This is a genomic window from Shewanella corallii (assembly GCF_023349125.1).
Classification (GTDB): domain Bacteria; phylum Pseudomonadota; class Gammaproteobacteria; order Enterobacterales; family Shewanellaceae; genus Shewanella; species Shewanella corallii.
Map to the genome: position 1 here is coordinate 703,132 of NZ_JAKIKT010000001.1, position 15,541 is coordinate 718,672.

Sequence of the window (15,541 nt, forward strand, 5' to 3'; positions counted from 1 at the left end):
GAAAACTGTAACGCGAAATCGTCCAAAAACCAAAGTTCCCGGCGTTGATTCTGGTGTTTTTAGCCAAAGGTGTGAGTGTGGGCAAAAAATCATCCTGAACTGCTCAAGCTTTCAGCCGGGCTGCCGTTTGATAGTAACGGCATCAGTTTCAACTCATTGAACAAATTTAGTTATTTGGGAATGAAACCTGCATAAGCCGATGTCAGTTACGGGTTTTTGACACAACCGGAACCCGTGTCCGGTATTTCAGTTGTCGCGAGCAAAACAATAACGAGGAACTCGCATGAAAGGATTATCAAATATGTCCATCCGCAGTCGGTTATGGGGTGTGATTGTGCTGGTGGTGATAACAGGTGTAGTCATATTGGCATCGCTGATGTTTAAACTCGGCAAGATCGAGAAGGCCTATCAGGAGTTTGAGTTGGGTGCTGTCGCGACTCAGCAGTCGATTTTATCCATCAGTCGGGATATGAACTATGTCTCCCGGTTGACCCGGGCGATTATGCTGGGGGACGACTACGACAAGAACTTTGCCAAACTGGAGAGTTACAGAAGTGCTATATATGGCCACTTCGACAAACTTGATACAGCGATCAGCCAAATATCCGATGTCGGCCAGCGAGATAAGTTGCAGCAAATTGCAGATCTTGCCCAAAAGGACACCCGCGCGTTTGTTGATGATGGCTACCAGCGTATGTTGGCGCTGGCGGACTCTCCAAGACGCACGTTCGACTTAACCCGTGCTTATCAGGAGTACCGGAAGGGAGCGACGCCGGTTGCCAATGCTGCCCGGGAGAGCTTTAAACAGCTGGTGTCCCTTGAGCAGTCGATTCGTGCAGACATTCAGCGTCATGCCAATGCCGAACTGGACAATACCCAATATCAACTGACCGTCACCCTGATCCTGATGTTTGCTCTGGTGTGCGGCATCATCTTTATGATTCTGAAATCCATTCTTGTTCCAGTGGTGACACTGCAAACCGCGATTGAAGAGATTGAGCAACACTCAGATCTCAGCCGTCGAATCCCGGTTCAGGGCAAGGATGAACTGGCTGCACTGTCAGGCTCATTTAACAATATGCTGGATAAGTTCCACCACAGTATTACCCAGGTAGCAGCGGCTGCCGCCCAATTGTCTGTATCCGCCAATGAAACCCGCAGTGCCACAGCATCGGCGCTGGAAGCGATTGACAACCAGAAGCGGGAACTGGACATGGTGGCCACCGCCATGAATGAGATGAGTGCCACAGTGACTGATGTTGCTCGCAATGCCGTCGCGGCTGCAGACGCAGCGACTGAAGCAGATACCAGTGCTCACAATGGGGAACAGGTTGTTGAGCAAACCGTTGGTCGAATCAAGCATCTGGCCGGAGAGGTGAATCAGGCATCTGATGCTGTAGTGGAATTGGAGCAGCACAGCCAGCAAGTATTCAATATTCTGGAAGTGATTCAGGCGATTGCCGAGCAGACTAACCTGTTGGCACTGAATGCGGCCATTGAAGCTGCCCGGGCGGGAGAGCAGGGCAGAGGCTTTGCTGTCGTCGCTGATGAGGTTCGGACGCTGGCCAGCCGGACCCAGGCTTCCACCGAGGAGATCCGTACCACTATCGATAAACTGCAGCAGGGCGCAGCCCGCAGTGCTGAGATGATGTTGAACAGCCGCCGCTACTCTGATGACAGTGTCGCCACGGCCACCAAGGCAGGTGAAGCACTGGGGTCTATCACCCGCAGCGTTGCCCACATCAACGATATGAATACCCAGATTGCAACGGCCGCAGAGGAGCAATCTCAGGTTGCCGAGGAGATTAACTCCAACCTCGTCAGTGTTCATCAGGGTATGACAATATCTGTTACCGGCGCACAGCAGATCCATGCCAACACTGAGGTATTGGCTCAGACTGCCAGAGAGCTGGAAAACATGGTGGGTGAGTTCAGAGTCTAGGTAGGCTTAGACGAGACAGTAAAAAGGCGCCCAGGGGCGCCTTTTTTGTGGGATTTGCCAACCTTGGCTGAGATAATCCCCGCATCTGCGCGGCTGCAGCAGTTAATCCGCGAATCTTATCCACTGGGAGTTTCTAACCATGTCTGAGTTATATGGTAAGCACGCGCATCAATACGATCAGGTGATTAAAAACAATATCTATAATGCCATGCTGGACCTGCCCAGTATGAAGCGTCTGATTGGTGATATCCGCGGACGTCGCGTTCTGGACTTAGGGGCTGGCTCAGGCGTTTATGCAGAGTATTTCCTGCAATCCGGCGTGTCAGAGCTGACCTGTATTGACCGCTCTCCCCACATGCTGGCTTTGCTTAACCAGAAGGTAGCCAGGCTTGGGGCTGAAGCCAGAGTTCATACCTATGCACATGATCTCGAACTGGGCCTGAAAGGTGAAGCCGACACAGGCTATGATCTGGTGGTCAGCGCCCTGATGCTGCATTACCTCGAGGATCTGCCCAGTTTCTTTGCTGAGGTTGCCAGAGTACTGAGAAATAGCGGTGAGCTGGTGTTTTCCACCCATCACCCCTTTGCGGATTATGAATGCTCCAGCAGTGGCAATTACTTCGAGCAGGAGCTGATCACTGAGGAGTGGAATACCGTGGGTGAGCCTGTGCAGGTGAGTTTCTATCGTCGCTCACTAACTGAGATTACCCAGGCGCTCACTGACAATGGCTTTGTCATCACAGCCCTGAATGAAGGGGAGGTTCTGCCTGAAGCCAAGGCCTTGAGCGAGTCTACCTATGAATATCTGAGTACCAGACCCAACTTCCTGTTTGTGAAAGCCCGCAAGCTGTGATTGGCAGGAAAAGTAAAAGGGCGCACAAGGCGCCCTTTTTTATTGTCGAAGGGAGTTATCAGGCGGTGGCCTGAGGTGCTGCTTCTTCCTGTGCAGCCAGCTCCTCTTTCTCACGCATCAGATCGTTAAAGCGGATACGGGCTTCCTGAGCTTGCTCAGAGGCTTCCAGTTTGCGCTCTTTGGCGTTGATTGCTTCGGTGGTCAGACGCTGTAACTCTTCAATCATCTCGTCTGGTGCATCACCCAGCTCCATACCTGACTCGCCTCGCTCCAGCGCCTCTTTACGGATGCGCTTCTTCAGCTTCCAGATAGCATTCAGGGCATCGCGCTCAGCTTCTGCGGCTTCAATGGCTGCATCGCGCAGCTGCTCGAACTTTGCCATGGCAGTACCTTCACGGCTCCATGGGTCCACTTCCGGCAGGTCTTCGATGTTGATAACAGGGTCGACATAGCCATCCTGATGAGTCAAATCGAGTGTGGCAGCTTTAACACCGGAGATCATCAGCATTACCGCGATAATCAGCAGTGGCAGACCGCCAACAATTGCTGCAGTTTGCAGGGTAGCCAGACCACCCATAAACATCAGCACTGAAGGCATGATTGACAGGGTAAAGGCCCAGAACAGGCGGTTCCAGCGCATTGGGTCTTCAGTTACATTGTTCTGAACCACTGAGGCCAGAATGTAAGAGATAGAATCAAAGGTGGTGGCGGTGAAGATGATACACAGCAGGGTAAACACCACAATTACACCATAGCTGAACGGCAGTTGCTCCAGCATGGCGAAAATCGCTCTGGTTGGGCCCTGATCCTGCAGAATGCCAACAATATCCAACTGTCCGGACAGCTGCAGCGACAGGCCGTAGTTACCCAGGACCATAAAGTACAGCGCACATCCTAGAGAACCGAAGAAAATAGAACCGGTTACCATCTGCTTAATGGTGCGACCACGGGAGATGCGAGCAACAAACAGACCCATGCTTGGAGCGAATACCAACCACCAGGCCCAATAGAAGATGGTCCAGTCCTGAGGGAAGTGGGTATCTTTAAAGCTGCCCATGCCGCCGAAAGGTTCTGCCCAGGTGGCCATCACAAAGAAGTTGGACAGCATACGGCCTATAGAGTCCAGGCCGGTTTCCAGCATAAATACGGTAGGGCCGGCAACCAGTACGAAGGCCAGCAGTGCCAGCGCTCCCCAGAAGTTGATATTGGATAACAACTTAATACCGCCATCCATCCCCTTATAAGAGGAGTAGGCGAACAGAGCAGTACACAACATCAACACGCCAATCTGGCTGCCGGTGCTGGTAGGGATATCAAACAGGTAGCTGATACCTTCGTTAATCAGAGGCGCTGCCAGACCCAGAGTTGTCGCGGCACCCCCCAACAAACCGAAGATAAAGAGTACGTCGATAAATTTACCCAGCTTACCGTGGCTGCGAGCTTCGCCAATAACAGGCATCAGTGCGGCGGAAACCTTAAGCACAGGCTGTTTACGTACATAAAAGAAATAGGCGATAGGCAGAGCAGGGATCAGGTAGATGGACCAGGCGATCGGGCCCCAGTGGAAAATGCCGTATGTGGCAGCCCAGCGCACCGCTTCTTCACTTCCCGGTTCCAACTGGAATGGGGGATTCATGTAGTAGTAGGCCCATTCAATACATCCCCAGTACAGAATACTGGCACCGATACCACCACAGAACAGCATGGCTGCCCATGAGCCGGTGGCGTATTCAGGCTTTTCATCCGGGTCGCCCAGTTTGATCTGGCCGATGTCGGAGAAAATGATGTAAATCATAAAGAAAAACGCGGCTAACCCGAGTGTCAGGTAAGCGAAGCCGAGTTTATCAGTCATAAATGTTTTGGCGACGGCGATCCAGTCTGCCCCTTCCGCCGGGAATAGAGCCAACGGAACAATCACAGAGACCAGCAAGGCCAATGCGCCAAAAAAAGTGGGTTTATCGATTAGTTCGAAATGCTTCTTCATCGCTGTATATCCTTCAAAACAGCTCTTGGGAAGAGTTGATTGCGTCACCCTTCCCTAGGTTCTAACTTGTTATTTTGATTTTTGACAGAAGTCCGTAGAACGGGAAATCTGTGATGGAGTTAACTCTCAAATCGCTTTTCTGTCGACAAAAATGTTGTGTCGCCAAATCCTTTTTGTGATTCAGGTCAACTCAATGATACAGGGTGTTACCAGTGTGTCTTTGTGGTGTGCTAGGTGTGGGTGGTGTTGTGGCTTTTGTGTCGGTTTTTTGGGTATAAAATTCAGGTGTGATGAGCGATGAGGAGCAGTGGTTACTCACTTTTTGAATAAGTGTGATGGCCGACCATTACATCATTACGATCGGCCATAGGTGTCACTCTATTTTTGCTCCTGGGGCAGTTGAACCGGCCCCAGACCGATACGGCATTTCTGGAATCCCTGTTTCCAGCCATCCAAATAATCTGCTTTGGTTCCGGTTAGTTTGGGCGCATTGCCCCAGTCGCTTTCTGGTGTGCCCACATTCTGCAGTGCAGCCTTACACCCCATGTCGACACCATAGGCGCGCAGGTCGGTATAGGTCACTCCGGCAGCAGATGCTGGCTCCCGAGGTTGCGAACTGTTGCATCCTGCCAACAGCCCGATACTGAGCAGCAAGCCGGTCGCGGCTATTACTTTTGCCATAACGACCCCGGCCTTATCTGGCGTTGGTAGGGGCGGTTAATTCCGCTTTACCCACCACATGCTGCAGGATGTTGTAACCAGCCAGCGCTGCCGTGGCATTGCCGGGAAGTTCGATTTTGTCGGTATCCAGTGCATACAGAGTAATGTGGTACTGGTGTGGTTTGGAATTTGGTGGAGGGCAGGCGCCGCCATAACCTTTAAAGCCGAAATCATTGGTGATCATGGTTGCGCCTTTTGGCAGCTTTGCGCCACCCTCGACACCGGCACCTGCCGGTAAGCCTCTGGCGTCAGCAGGCAGATTGATCACCAGCCAATGCCACCAACCACTGCCTGTGGGTGCATCAGGATCATACATGGTTAAGGCAAAGCTCTTGGTGCCTTTGGGAACATCCGACCAACTGAGTTGAGGAGAGATATTATCTCCTGTGCATCCCCATTGATTGAAAATTTGTGGATTTTTAAAGCTCTGGTCATTGGTCACTGAGTCACTGGACAAAGTTAACGCCTGACAGGCCATGGAAGAAAAGAGTAAACCTGAGAGAGTAAGCAGTTTGATGCCTGTATTCATGGTGCCTCCTTGTCCCCTCCTGCAATATAAACAGCATCAGCCGGGAGAGGTGGGAAAAGGGAACCATGAGTCTAACGGTTTTATCGGGCAGGTTTGATTTTGTGAAGTCGATTTAATACAAAAGCCCCGCTTGGCGGGGCTTTGTCTACTGGCGTCCGGGACTACAGCTTACCGGTTAGGCTGGCGTACTTCAGCAGCAACTCATCCTGAGACTCTTCATGCTCGGGATCCGGGTCAATACAATCGATAGGGCATACAGACACACAGGTTGGCTTATCGTAGTGACCAACACATTCGGTGCACAGGTTGGGATCAATCTCATAGATCTCTTCGCCCATGCTGATGGCCTGGTTGGGGCACTCAGGCTCACACATGTCGCAGTTAATGCAACTGTCATCAATGATTAAGGCCATAGCCTTCGAATACCTCAGAATTTCTGCCCAGAAACAAGCCAAACCTTGTGATTGACTGAGTCTGTATGGGCGCGGTCATTAATGGCGGGATTTTAGCACAGCCGGGCTTGTGGACTGCAACACTATTAAGTGTGATGTTAATTTAGCCACACCAGATTCTGATTCCAATCCCTCTTTGTTCTTTGTCCCGCAGCAACAGTGGTGTACAGAAATTGAACAAATTGCTTTTGGCTCTGTCCAATTGCTGAACCCTGTTGGGAAACAACACAAGGAAGAAGATTATGACCAAGCGAGCTATATGGGTGTTATTTGGCTTATTGACGCTGGCCTCATGCTCTCAGTTGATGAGTGCCAATACCGGCAAAAAATCTGTCTCCAGCAGTCTGACCAGCTTTCTCTATCCGGATGAATCTGCGCGGGTAGAGCATCAACCTCAAATGCCGTTGCTGCGGCTTCCTGTAACTGTTGGACTTGCGTTCGTTCCCCCCAAAGATCAATACAATGATGCTGTTCATCGCAAGGCTGAACAAGAGCTGCTGGAAAAAGTTCGAGAGGCTTTTGTGAAACATGAATTCATTGACCGTATCGAGATAATTCCCAGTACCTATCTGCAGCCAGAAGGCGGGTTTACCAACCTTGAGCAGGTCTCCCGATTGTATGACGTCGATGTGATGGCGTTGGTGTCCTACGACCAGTTGTCTCAGTCCACAGAGAACAATGCCGCAGTCCTCTATTGGACGATAGTTGGTATGTATCTCATTCCCGGGAATGAAAATAAGGTACAAACCTTTGTAGATACAGCTGTTTTCGATGTGTCCAGTCGCAAGATGTTGTTCCGGGCGCCTGGGTTGAGCAAGGTGGAGGCGGCATCATCGGCCATCAGGTCAAATGAGGCTCTTTCAATGCAGTCGAGTGAGGGGTTTAAGTTGGCCGTGGATGACATGATAGTCAATCTGGACAGTGAACTGGGGAGGTTCAAGACCCGGGTTAAAGAGGAGAAGATTGCTAAGGTCGAGCATAAAGAGGGATACAGTGGCGGAGCTGTCAGTGTATTGTTTCTTCTGTTTACCTGTGGAGCTCTCGGGTGGCGTCGCCTGGCAATAAGACGCGGGTGATAAATCAACAGGAGCTCTCGCAAAGAGGGAGAGCACCTGTACTTTCTTCTTAGAAGTAGAAACTAAAAGCCTCATTTTGTTGAATTATCAGTGGGATTACTTTCATGTAGTCTGACCAATAATGACACGCCTGACTTGGGTCTTGCCGATAATGGATACTGCGGGGTAAGGATTGGAAGATAACAACAGGGATAAGAGTGAGCTGCAACGACTGGCCCGTGAACTGGAGCGGGTTGAAACCTTGCAGCAAAAGAATCACAGGGCATTGGTTGAACATCTGGCAGGGCTGAAACAACAGCTGTTTGAGTTGGAAAGCCGAATCATGGCCGGCGATCAGATGCAAGCCTCTGAATCCCTTAAAAATCCTGTCGTCGACTCTGCCCCCGTGTCTGAGCAGCTTATTGCTGATAATACGTCTGCCCCCGAACAATCTCCTGCTCATCAAACGCATCCCGATAACCCCAAAACTGATAAAGCGGCAAAGCAGAGTGCCATTTCAGCATCGCTGAGTGGTGTTGGTGAGCAGCTTGGCAATGCACTTGGTCAGTCCCTGATGGCGGTCAATGGCCCTTTTGCCCGGGTATTTGATCAGGTGCTGGGCTGGTATCGGCATTACCAGCAAAAAGGTCAGGGCCCGGTACTGTTAATGACCCTTGCCGGGATTATTACGCTGATTATTGGCTTTGGTTATCTGTTGCAGTACTCCTTCACCCACTGGCTGTCAGAAATGGGGAAGGTGGGGCTGGCAACACTGGTGTCCAACCTGATTATTGGTACCGGCATCTTTGTGCAGCGGCGACACTCAGGGCTGGCTGATTACAGCTCAGGACTGATGGGCCTCGGCGTGGTGCTTAATTTCCTCTGCATTTACTTTGTTGGCCCTTACTATGGGGCGATACCCGATGTCGCCTGCTTTGGCTTGATGTTTGGTAATACCTTGCTGGGTTATGGCCTGGCTTATCGTTACCAAACCCGGGTGGTCGCTCTGGTTGCCGCCGTTGGTGGTAGTTTGGCGCCCTTGTTGCTGTTTTCGTCCCAGGGCTTCCCGTTAATCTACTTTCCTTACCTTCTGTTGCTGGGTATTGGTGCCCTGTTTCAGGCGCGCAGAATTGATTGGCATCCCCTGTTGGAGTCCACTGCCCTGGTGCAGATTGGTGCGGTGCAGTGGTTGGCCTATCGCCTGGTGCTGCCGCTGGACAATCAGGGTCTCATGGGGGCTGTGGTGCTGGTAAGTATTGCCGCACAGTTTTTCCTGTTCGGCGTGATTCCGCTTTTGCTCAGTGCCACAAAACAGACCGAAGAGAACAAACTGCCATTGCGGCATTTGTTGCTCGGGGTGTCGGTATTGGTGCTGAGTATCAGCGCCATCATGGATTACGCGTTTTACTCCGGCTACTGGCTTGCGGCCTGTGCCGGTTTCATCAGTCTGCTGTTTGTTAAGTACCGTAAATATCCTCAGTTGAGCGCCTTTCTGGTTTGTGGCGCAGCAGCTATGGCGGGTTTTGCGGCACTCTACTTTATCGGCTTGCACTACCTGGGGGCGGTGCTCTTGCTGGAGGCATTTTTACTGCTTTGGCTGGGGTGCCGCGAGCAGAATCTGGCTGTGCGGGTTGAAGCCTATGTCTTGTATGTGATCGCCACAGCCACCTCACTGTTCAGCTTAATCTCCGGGTTTGAGTATCTGGTGCTTGGGGTCTTACAGGCCAGGATTCTGTTTTTGACTGTAGTGAGCTTGCTGTTTTTTTCCTTGCATCAAAGCTATCGCCAGTTGCAATCCTATGCCAGTATCCTGGCTGCACAGGAACAAAAGGCTGTCTGGGTGATTGGCGAGGGTTTCAGTCTGTTTGGTGGTCTGGCAGTGATTCTGCTTTGTTATCTGATAACGCCTGATTACTGGTTGAATATGCTTCCTGTCGCCAGTGCGCTCTGGTTTGTATTTGCATTGAAAGAGAAGCTCAAGCTGGCTCAGTGGCTTGCCTGGGGGGGGCTGTTTGGCTTGTTTGTGCCCCTGGCGCTGGGGGCGATGGAAGTGGGCAGCATGCGTTTTTCCACCCAACCTCTTGTTGCAAAGCTGGCGAGACTGGAGCTTTTTACTGCGCTGATGCTGGCCTATCCCCTGTACCTCAAATATATGTGGCGTTCGAGTTGGTTAAAGACAGCACGTCTGTTATTTATCACCTGTCTGGCACTTATTCCTTTGTTCTTCCTGCCAAAAGTTGCCCGGGAATTTGAGTCTCTGCTACCGGCAACTCTGTGGCTATCCCTTGCTATCTCGTTAAAGCTGGCTCATATGACGGGTTACAAGCTGCTGCGGACCGAGAGCCAGTGGTTATTTGCTGCCGCCGTCACTTTGACCGCTATCGCTGTTTTTGCTGCAGACTGGCAGGGGGCTGTAGCCCTGGTTATTGGTTTGCTGTTTACCGGGGTTGCACTCAAGCAGTTTTTGGTGGTGGATAAGAGATGGCGCTTACTGCTGAAAGAGGGCTGGTACTTTGCTCCCTATTATGGCGCGCTGGTTATTGTCGCGCTGGTGTTCTACCCGACTTATGCTCTCGGCAGCGGCCTCACCTTTATCGCCCTGGCGCTCAGTGCTTACTTCATGCTGTTGATACTGGGCTCCGGGAAATTGATCACCTTGCTTAGTAGACCCCTGCGCAGCTCATTAGGGTTGGCCTATGGATTGGTTTTTGGTGCGGCAGTCGCGCCTGTCGTTGTCCATTGGTGGACTTTACCCCTCAAGATCTTTGTATCGCCAATCGATGTTCTGGTTGAGTTGGCCGTCCTGGTATTAATGGCCTGGTTCCTGACACAAAAGTCCGGCGTGGCCAGGCTGTTTGCATCTAAAGTCAACCGGTCTCAGCTCTGGGTTGGCTGGAATCTGATGCTGTTTGCCAGTTATCTGCTGTGGGGGCAGGAGTTTGCCGGAACTGTGTCCGGACCTCTTATTACTGTGCTCATGGTCTTGCACGCCAGTGTGCTTATGTATTTTAGTCTGCGTCCGGGTTGCGACATGCTGCTGAAGCTGGCGGGAGGCTTGTATGCGCTGGTGCTGATCAAGCTGCTGGCCTTTGATATGACCCGTTTCGCCATGATCCACAAGATAGGAGCCTTTATGCTGTGTGGCGCGATTTTGCTGCTGGTCTCTTTTTACTATCAGAAGGCAAGAAATCAGAGGCTCGCGCAATCAGCTGCTGAGGATGAAACAGCCTGACCGCTTTATATTAGCTACTCATCCTGTTAGCTTGGTCGTGAGGGTCTATTGACCTTTAGAGATGGTTTTTGCAGCACTTTGTCGTTGTTTTATACAAAGCAACGCGATTGCGGTGTAGTTGTTCTACATAACTGAGCGTTAATGCAGTAGAAAGCGACGACAAATGCTGCCCGAAGGGCTCGGCTATATGCGCTTTACTCTTTGTTGCAAGGTATTTGCTTAGGCCCACTAGGCGGCACACCATGCGTCGCGATTAAAGCGCGTCTATCTCGAGCAAAATTCAACCACTAAAGGTCAATAGACCCTAGGTTACATAAAAACAACAAGATGACTGAGCTGACATTTGCAGAGGCTACTGCCGCCTTTGCATCCTTTTCATGGGGCCCTCATATGTTGGTGCTGCTGGTAGGCGGTGGCACTTTCTTTCTTCTCTATTCCGGGCTGGTTCCTTTCCGGTATTTAAAACACGCAATCAATATTGTCAGGGGGAAATACCCTGAGCCCGGTGCTGCCGGCAATATCAGTCATGCCGGGGCTCTATCCAGTGCCATGGCCGGTACCGTGGGTATGGGTAATATCGGTGGCGTGGCCCTGGCGATAGTTGCAGGAGGGCCGGGGGCGATATTCTGGATGTGGGTAGCAGCATTGGTGGGGATGGCCACCAAGTTTTTTACCTGCACTCTGGCGATTATGTATCGGGGAGAGGATGAAACCGGCAAGGTGCGCGGTGGTCCCATGTATATCATCACCCGGGGATTGGGAGAAAAGTGGAAGCCCCTGGCGATCTTCTTTTGTGTGGTTGGGCTGATAGGCAATCTGCCTCTGTTTAACACCAATCAACTGGTGCAAATACTGAAAGAGAATCTGTTTCTGGCCCCCGGCAGTGAGGGTGTTGCCGTAGGCAGTGGCGATCACTTCCTGTTGGAACTGACGCTGGGGATTGCCATTATGCTGCTGGTTGCTGTGGTGATTCTGGGGGGAATTAAGCGTATTGCTGCTGTGGCGACCCGGGTAGTTCCTGCGATGATCCTGCTTTATATCGGCTGCGCCCTGTATGTGATTGCCGGTCACCTTGCCGATGTGCCCATGTATTTGTGGCGTATTGTTGAGGATGCTTTTTCGGTGCAATCAGTGGCTGGCGGTATTCTCGGAACCATGTTAACCGGGGTGAAACGGGCCGCGTTTTCCAATGAAGCCGGGATAGGGACTGAGGTGATGGCGCACAGTAACGCCAAAACGGCAGAGCCGGTGAAAGAGGGATTAGTTGCCATGTTGGGCCCGGGAATCGATACCTTGTTGGTATGTACAGCGACCGCGTTGATCATACTGATCTCCGGCGTGTGGGAAGCGGGGGGCGCCAATGGTATCAGTCTGTCCAGCGCGGCCTTTGACGCGACCATGCCGGGTATCGGCCCCAAGATGCTGCTGGTTTGTGTCAGCTTCTTTGCCATTACCACCATTTTTACTCAGGCATTTTATGGCAGTCAGTGTTTCGCTTTTTTGTTTGGGGCAAAACTGGAGCGCTGGTATCTCTACTTTTACCTGCTTGCGATTCTGTTTGCGGCGACCACCAGTCTCAGCGATATAGTGAATATCATTGATGGCGCGTATGGATTGATGGCAATCCCCACTATGCTGTCTGCGCTATTGTTGGCTCCAAAAGTAAAAGCCGCGGCAAAGGATTATTTTGCCAGACTCAAGCACACAGCCAGGAATTGAGTTGGTGGCATAGTCGGATGTCACTCAGGGCTTTGAGTAATCTGAATTTCGGATTGCGACAATAGAATCAATCTGTTTTACCTTTGTTCGTCAGTGCTCAATAATCTTCTCATCGACCGGAAACGGCCGTAATGATGAAAGACACTTGAGCACTGTCTTCCGGGTTACTCCTCCATCTTAATTCGGATTCATCATTCATTCCCTTGCAAGCCCGGTTGTCACTTTTGTGGCTCCGGGCTTTGTTTCTTGTGCGCGTTGAAATGTTCAGCGCTTCTCTCCGGAAAGCATCACAGCTCAGGGGTGGGGCGGGCCCGTCATTCGTTATCTATTTAACATCGATTTATCGTTTTGCTGTCGTTTCCTTAGCAGAGAGCTTGTTCAGCGTATCTGCTTTGTTAGGTTGGAAGAAATTAATTGTCACAGCCAAAAAAAGAAGAATATGAAGCGATTAATTCTGCTCCTGCTGCTGTTGCCTCATACATTGATGGCGGACGTGCTGCCATTGGAGCATTTTGCCGAGCCCGCCAAATTCAACCGCCTTAAGCTGTCCCCCAATGGACAGTATTTCGCAGCCACTGTGCCGAAAGAGGAATCCAATGCGCTGGTGGTGATCGACAGAAAGAGCAACACCAGCCTCATTGCCTATGGTTTTGGCCGAAATGAATATGTCGGTGATTTCTACTGGGTGAATAATGAGCGCCTGGTTTACACCAAAAGTTATAAAAAGCAGGGCTATGAAAGACGCTCTTATAAAGGGGAGATCTTTGCTGGCAATATCGATGGCAGCAAACGGGAGCAATTATTCGGATTCAGTAAGCAGGATAAGCTGTCCAAAAGGCGGGGTGACAAGGCCCATGGTTACATAGTCAATCTGCTGCCTCAGGACGACAGACATATTCTTATCCGCTCTTCTAAATGGGGCTCAGACCGTGATGCGCCGGACATGCTGTACAAGGTCAATGTCTACAGCCAACGTAAAACCCGGGTTGCCCAATTACCGCTGGGGAATGTCAGTGTGGTGGTCGACAGTGAAGGGATGCCGGTCATTGCCAAGGGGAAAACCCGTGAGGGTAAAACCAGGCGCTTTTACTATCGCAATGGTGAGTGGGTGCCGATCAACAAACAAGATCCTTTGTACGGCTACTCCTATAAGTCTTTGAGTGATGACGGCAAGTTGCTCTATATGACTAAATCGGTGGATGGCGGCACAACCGGGCTGTATCAATACAACCTGGAGACCCAAAAGACGACCTTGCTGTTCAATCATCCGGATTTCGATATCAATGCCTATATCCGCTCCCCGGACAGCAGAAACATCGTCGCTGTGGAGATTATGCATCAGGGCATGGAGTATCACTATCTGAATGACTCGCCCTTCAGCAAAATACACCAGAGGGTTAGCGCCACCTTTCCCGGTGCGGATATCAGCATCCGCAGTAACAGAGTCAGTGACAAAGAGATGATTGTTAAGGTCATCACTGACAAGAGTCCCGGCGATTTCTATCTGTACAACCAGGAAAAGGGTAGCCTGGATTATCTGTTAAGTACCAAACCCTGGCTTTATCCGGAAGATATGGCCGCCAGACAGTTGGTGCAATTTAATGCCAGGGATGGCCAGAAAATCCATGGTTACCTCACTTTGCCAAACTCAGGTAACAAGCCTTTCCCACTGATTGTGGATGTTCACGGCGGCCCCTATGGTGTGCAGGATGACTGGCAATTTGATACCAGTGCCCAGATGTGGGCGAATAATGGTTTTGCTGTGCTGCAGGTCAATTTTCGTGGCTCTGGAGGTTATGGAAAAGCATTTGAGAAGGTGGCCTACCAGAAACGTAGCTCCCTTATCCAGCATGACATTATCGATGGTACCCGCTGGGCTCTGGCGAGGCCGGATATCAGTGACAGCAAGGTATGCATTGTGGGTGGTAGTTTCGGTGGCTATTCGGCACTGATGTCACCCCTGATTGAACCAGATCTCTATCAGTGCGCGATTCCAATGTATGGCGCCTATGACCTGCTGCATCAAATGAGGCATGCAGACTATATGGATGGTAGCTCAGTATCCATTGGTGCCATGGAAAAATATGGCGACAACGAAGAACACTGGCACAAGGCGTCGCCACTGACCTACATAGATAAGTTAAAAACCCCTTTGCTGATAGTGACCGGTGGTAGGGATACCCGTGTGGTGCCTGAGAATGCCATGCACCTCAAAGCGGCGTTGGACGAACGTAATATCAGCTACGAATGGCTATACAAACCCACGGAAGGGCATGGATTTATTAATAAAGATAATAAAATCGAGCTCTTCCAGAGGAGCCTGGACTTTGTCCGAAAGCATATGCAGTAACTCTGGGCTTGCCCCAGTCCGGATGCATAACTGAGCATGTGATCTCCGTGTCCTTTGGCTGCCGCAAGGCAGCTTTTTTTTGCCTGACGATGGGCAGAATTATTCCACGGAGTTCAGAGTACGTGTGGTCTGGGTCATCATGCTCCGGCTTTTCTGTGGTGCCGGCCCCTGATGGCTGATGGTGGCGACTGAAAACACGAATACGATAAAGAACATAAAAGCTGACAGCAGCACATAAACTCCGTAACCGCTGGTCATAATTACCAGCGCGGTACTGGCTATCACATCGACGGCCAGAATGGCATAAAGTGCATGCAAAGACAGACTGCTGCTTTCTATCCAGTGGAGGTAGTGCATGGCAGCGACCAGGATAGTGGCACACAGACACAGTGCCGGGATCATCACCAGATACTTGTTGGTAGTTTGCAAGAATACCCCCTTTATGATGTTTGTCGTAACAGCTTGAGACATCTGTATTGAATCTGTCTCAAACCGGTTTCATATCTGTTGTGACTGGTATTGTGTCAAAAAGGTTCTGCCCGGGGCAGGGATTGGCGCTAAGGCTTATCATAACTGTGAAGGGGGTCACGGCACCTTGGTGAAAATGAGTAATCTGTTTTCTGGATTGTAGCAATAGGGTTAATCAATTTTACCTTGTTACTCAGATGCTTAATAATGGCTCCAACGACCTGAACGGTCTTAATG

The 15,541-nt window shown here is 50.8% G+C and carries 11 protein-coding genes; 6 read left to right on the forward strand and 5 right to left on the reverse strand.

What is annotated here, in order from left to right:
* The first annotated feature begins 283 nt into the window (after positions 1-283).
* Together L2725_RS03070 and L2725_RS03075 are read left to right on the forward strand one after the other, a co-directional pair.
* A complete protein-coding gene (locus tag L2725_RS03070) occupies positions 284-1,942 on the forward strand; it encodes a methyl-accepting chemotaxis protein (protein WP_249247593.1) in 1,659 nt (552 codons plus the stop codon).
* A gap of 139 nt (positions 1,943-2,081) precedes the next feature.
* A complete protein-coding gene (locus tag L2725_RS03075) occupies positions 2,082-2,795 on the forward strand; it encodes a class I SAM-dependent methyltransferase (protein WP_249247594.1) in 714 nt (237 codons plus the stop codon).
* 58 nt (positions 2,796-2,853) lie between these two features.
* On the opposite strand, the gene L2725_RS03080 is transcribed toward L2725_RS03075, so the two are convergent.
* The 4 genes from L2725_RS03080 to L2725_RS03095 form a co-directional block, all read right to left on the reverse strand.
* Complete coding sequence (locus tag L2725_RS03080) at positions 2,854-4,779, reverse strand: BCCT family transporter (protein WP_249247595.1); 1,926 nt, start codon at positions 4,777-4,779, stop codon at positions 2,854-2,856.
* A gap of 378 nt (positions 4,780-5,157) precedes the next feature.
* Complete coding sequence (locus L2725_RS03085; protein WP_249247596.1) at positions 5,158-5,460, reverse strand: hypothetical protein; 303 nt, start codon at positions 5,458-5,460, stop codon at positions 5,158-5,160.
* A gap of 13 nt (positions 5,461-5,473) precedes the next feature.
* Complete coding sequence (locus tag L2725_RS03090) at positions 5,474-6,028, reverse strand: YbhB/YbcL family Raf kinase inhibitor-like protein (protein ID WP_249247598.1); 555 nt, start codon at positions 6,026-6,028, stop codon at positions 5,474-5,476.
* Positions 6,029-6,189: 161 nt separating this feature from the next.
* Positions 6,190-6,441, reverse strand: a complete 252-nt coding sequence (locus L2725_RS03095) for a YfhL family 4Fe-4S dicluster ferredoxin (RefSeq protein ID WP_115135400.1) — start codon at positions 6,439-6,441, stop codon at positions 6,190-6,192.
* A gap of 281 nt (positions 6,442-6,722) precedes the next feature.
* On the opposite strand from L2725_RS03095, the gene rhlP reads away from it, so the two are divergent.
* The 4 genes from rhlP (at position 6,723) to L2725_RS03120 (ending at position 14,836) form a co-directional block, all read left to right on the forward strand.
* The gene (gene rhlP / locus L2725_RS03100; protein ID WP_249247599.1) at positions 6,723-7,556 is read left to right on the forward strand and encodes a rhombotarget lipoprotein; all 834 of its coding nucleotides are present in this window, start codon (positions 6,723-6,725) and stop codon (positions 7,554-7,556) included.
* A gap of 172 nt (positions 7,557-7,728) precedes the next feature.
* The gene (locus L2725_RS03105) at positions 7,729-10,767 is read left to right on the forward strand and encodes a DUF2339 domain-containing protein (RefSeq protein ID WP_249247600.1); all 3,039 of its coding nucleotides are present in this window, start codon (positions 7,729-7,731) and stop codon (positions 10,765-10,767) included.
* 327 nt (positions 10,768-11,094) lie between these two features.
* On the forward strand, positions 11,095-12,486 hold the full coding sequence (locus tag L2725_RS03115) for an alanine/glycine:cation symporter family protein (protein ID WP_249247601.1): 1,392 nt from the start codon (positions 11,095-11,097) through the stop codon (positions 12,484-12,486).
* A 439-nt stretch (positions 12,487-12,925) separates the two neighbouring features.
* Positions 12,926-14,836: an alpha/beta hydrolase family protein gene (locus L2725_RS03120; protein WP_249247602.1), complete on the forward strand. Its 1,911-nt coding sequence runs from the start codon at positions 12,926-12,928 to the stop codon at positions 14,834-14,836.
* Between the two features lie 99 nt (positions 14,837-14,935).
* Here the strand turns inward: L2725_RS03120 and L2725_RS03125 are convergent, their stop codons facing one another.
* Positions 14,936-15,265 carry a hypothetical protein gene (locus L2725_RS03125; protein WP_249247603.1) on the reverse strand — a complete coding sequence of 110 codons (330 nt, stop codon included), beginning with the start codon at positions 15,263-15,265 and terminating at the stop codon, positions 14,936-14,938.
* Positions 15,266-15,541 lie beyond the last annotated feature (276 nt).

Bases quoted from the DNA above. Each gene is read 5' to 3' on its own strand.
- L2725_RS03080 (WP_249247595.1), bottom strand. From the start codon at position 4,779: ATGAAGAAGCATTTCGAACTAATCGATAAACCCACTTTTTTTGGCGCA.
- L2725_RS03070 (WP_249247593.1), top strand. From the start codon at position 284: ATGAAAGGATTATCAAATATGTCCATCCGCAGTCGGTTATGGGGTGTG.
- L2725_RS03090 (WP_249247598.1), bottom strand. From the start codon at position 6,028: ATGAATACAGGCATCAAACTGCTTACTCTCTCAGGTTTACTCTTTTCT.
- L2725_RS03085 (WP_249247596.1), bottom strand. From the start codon at position 5,460: ATGGCAAAAGTAATAGCCGCGACCGGCTTGCTGCTCAGTATCGGGCTG.
- rhlP (WP_249247599.1), top strand. From the start codon at position 6,723: ATGACCAAGCGAGCTATATGGGTGTTATTTGGCTTATTGACGCTGGCC.
- L2725_RS03075 (WP_249247594.1), top strand. From the start codon at position 2,082: ATGTCTGAGTTATATGGTAAGCACGCGCATCAATACGATCAGGTGATT.
- L2725_RS03115 (WP_249247601.1), top strand. From the start codon at position 11,095: ATGACTGAGCTGACATTTGCAGAGGCTACTGCCGCCTTTGCATCCTTT.
- L2725_RS03095 (WP_115135400.1), bottom strand. From the start codon at position 6,441: ATGGCCTTAATCATTGATGACAGTTGCATTAACTGCGACATGTGTGAG.
- L2725_RS03120 (WP_249247602.1), top strand. From the start codon at position 12,926: ATGAAGCGATTAATTCTGCTCCTGCTGCTGTTGCCTCATACATTGATG.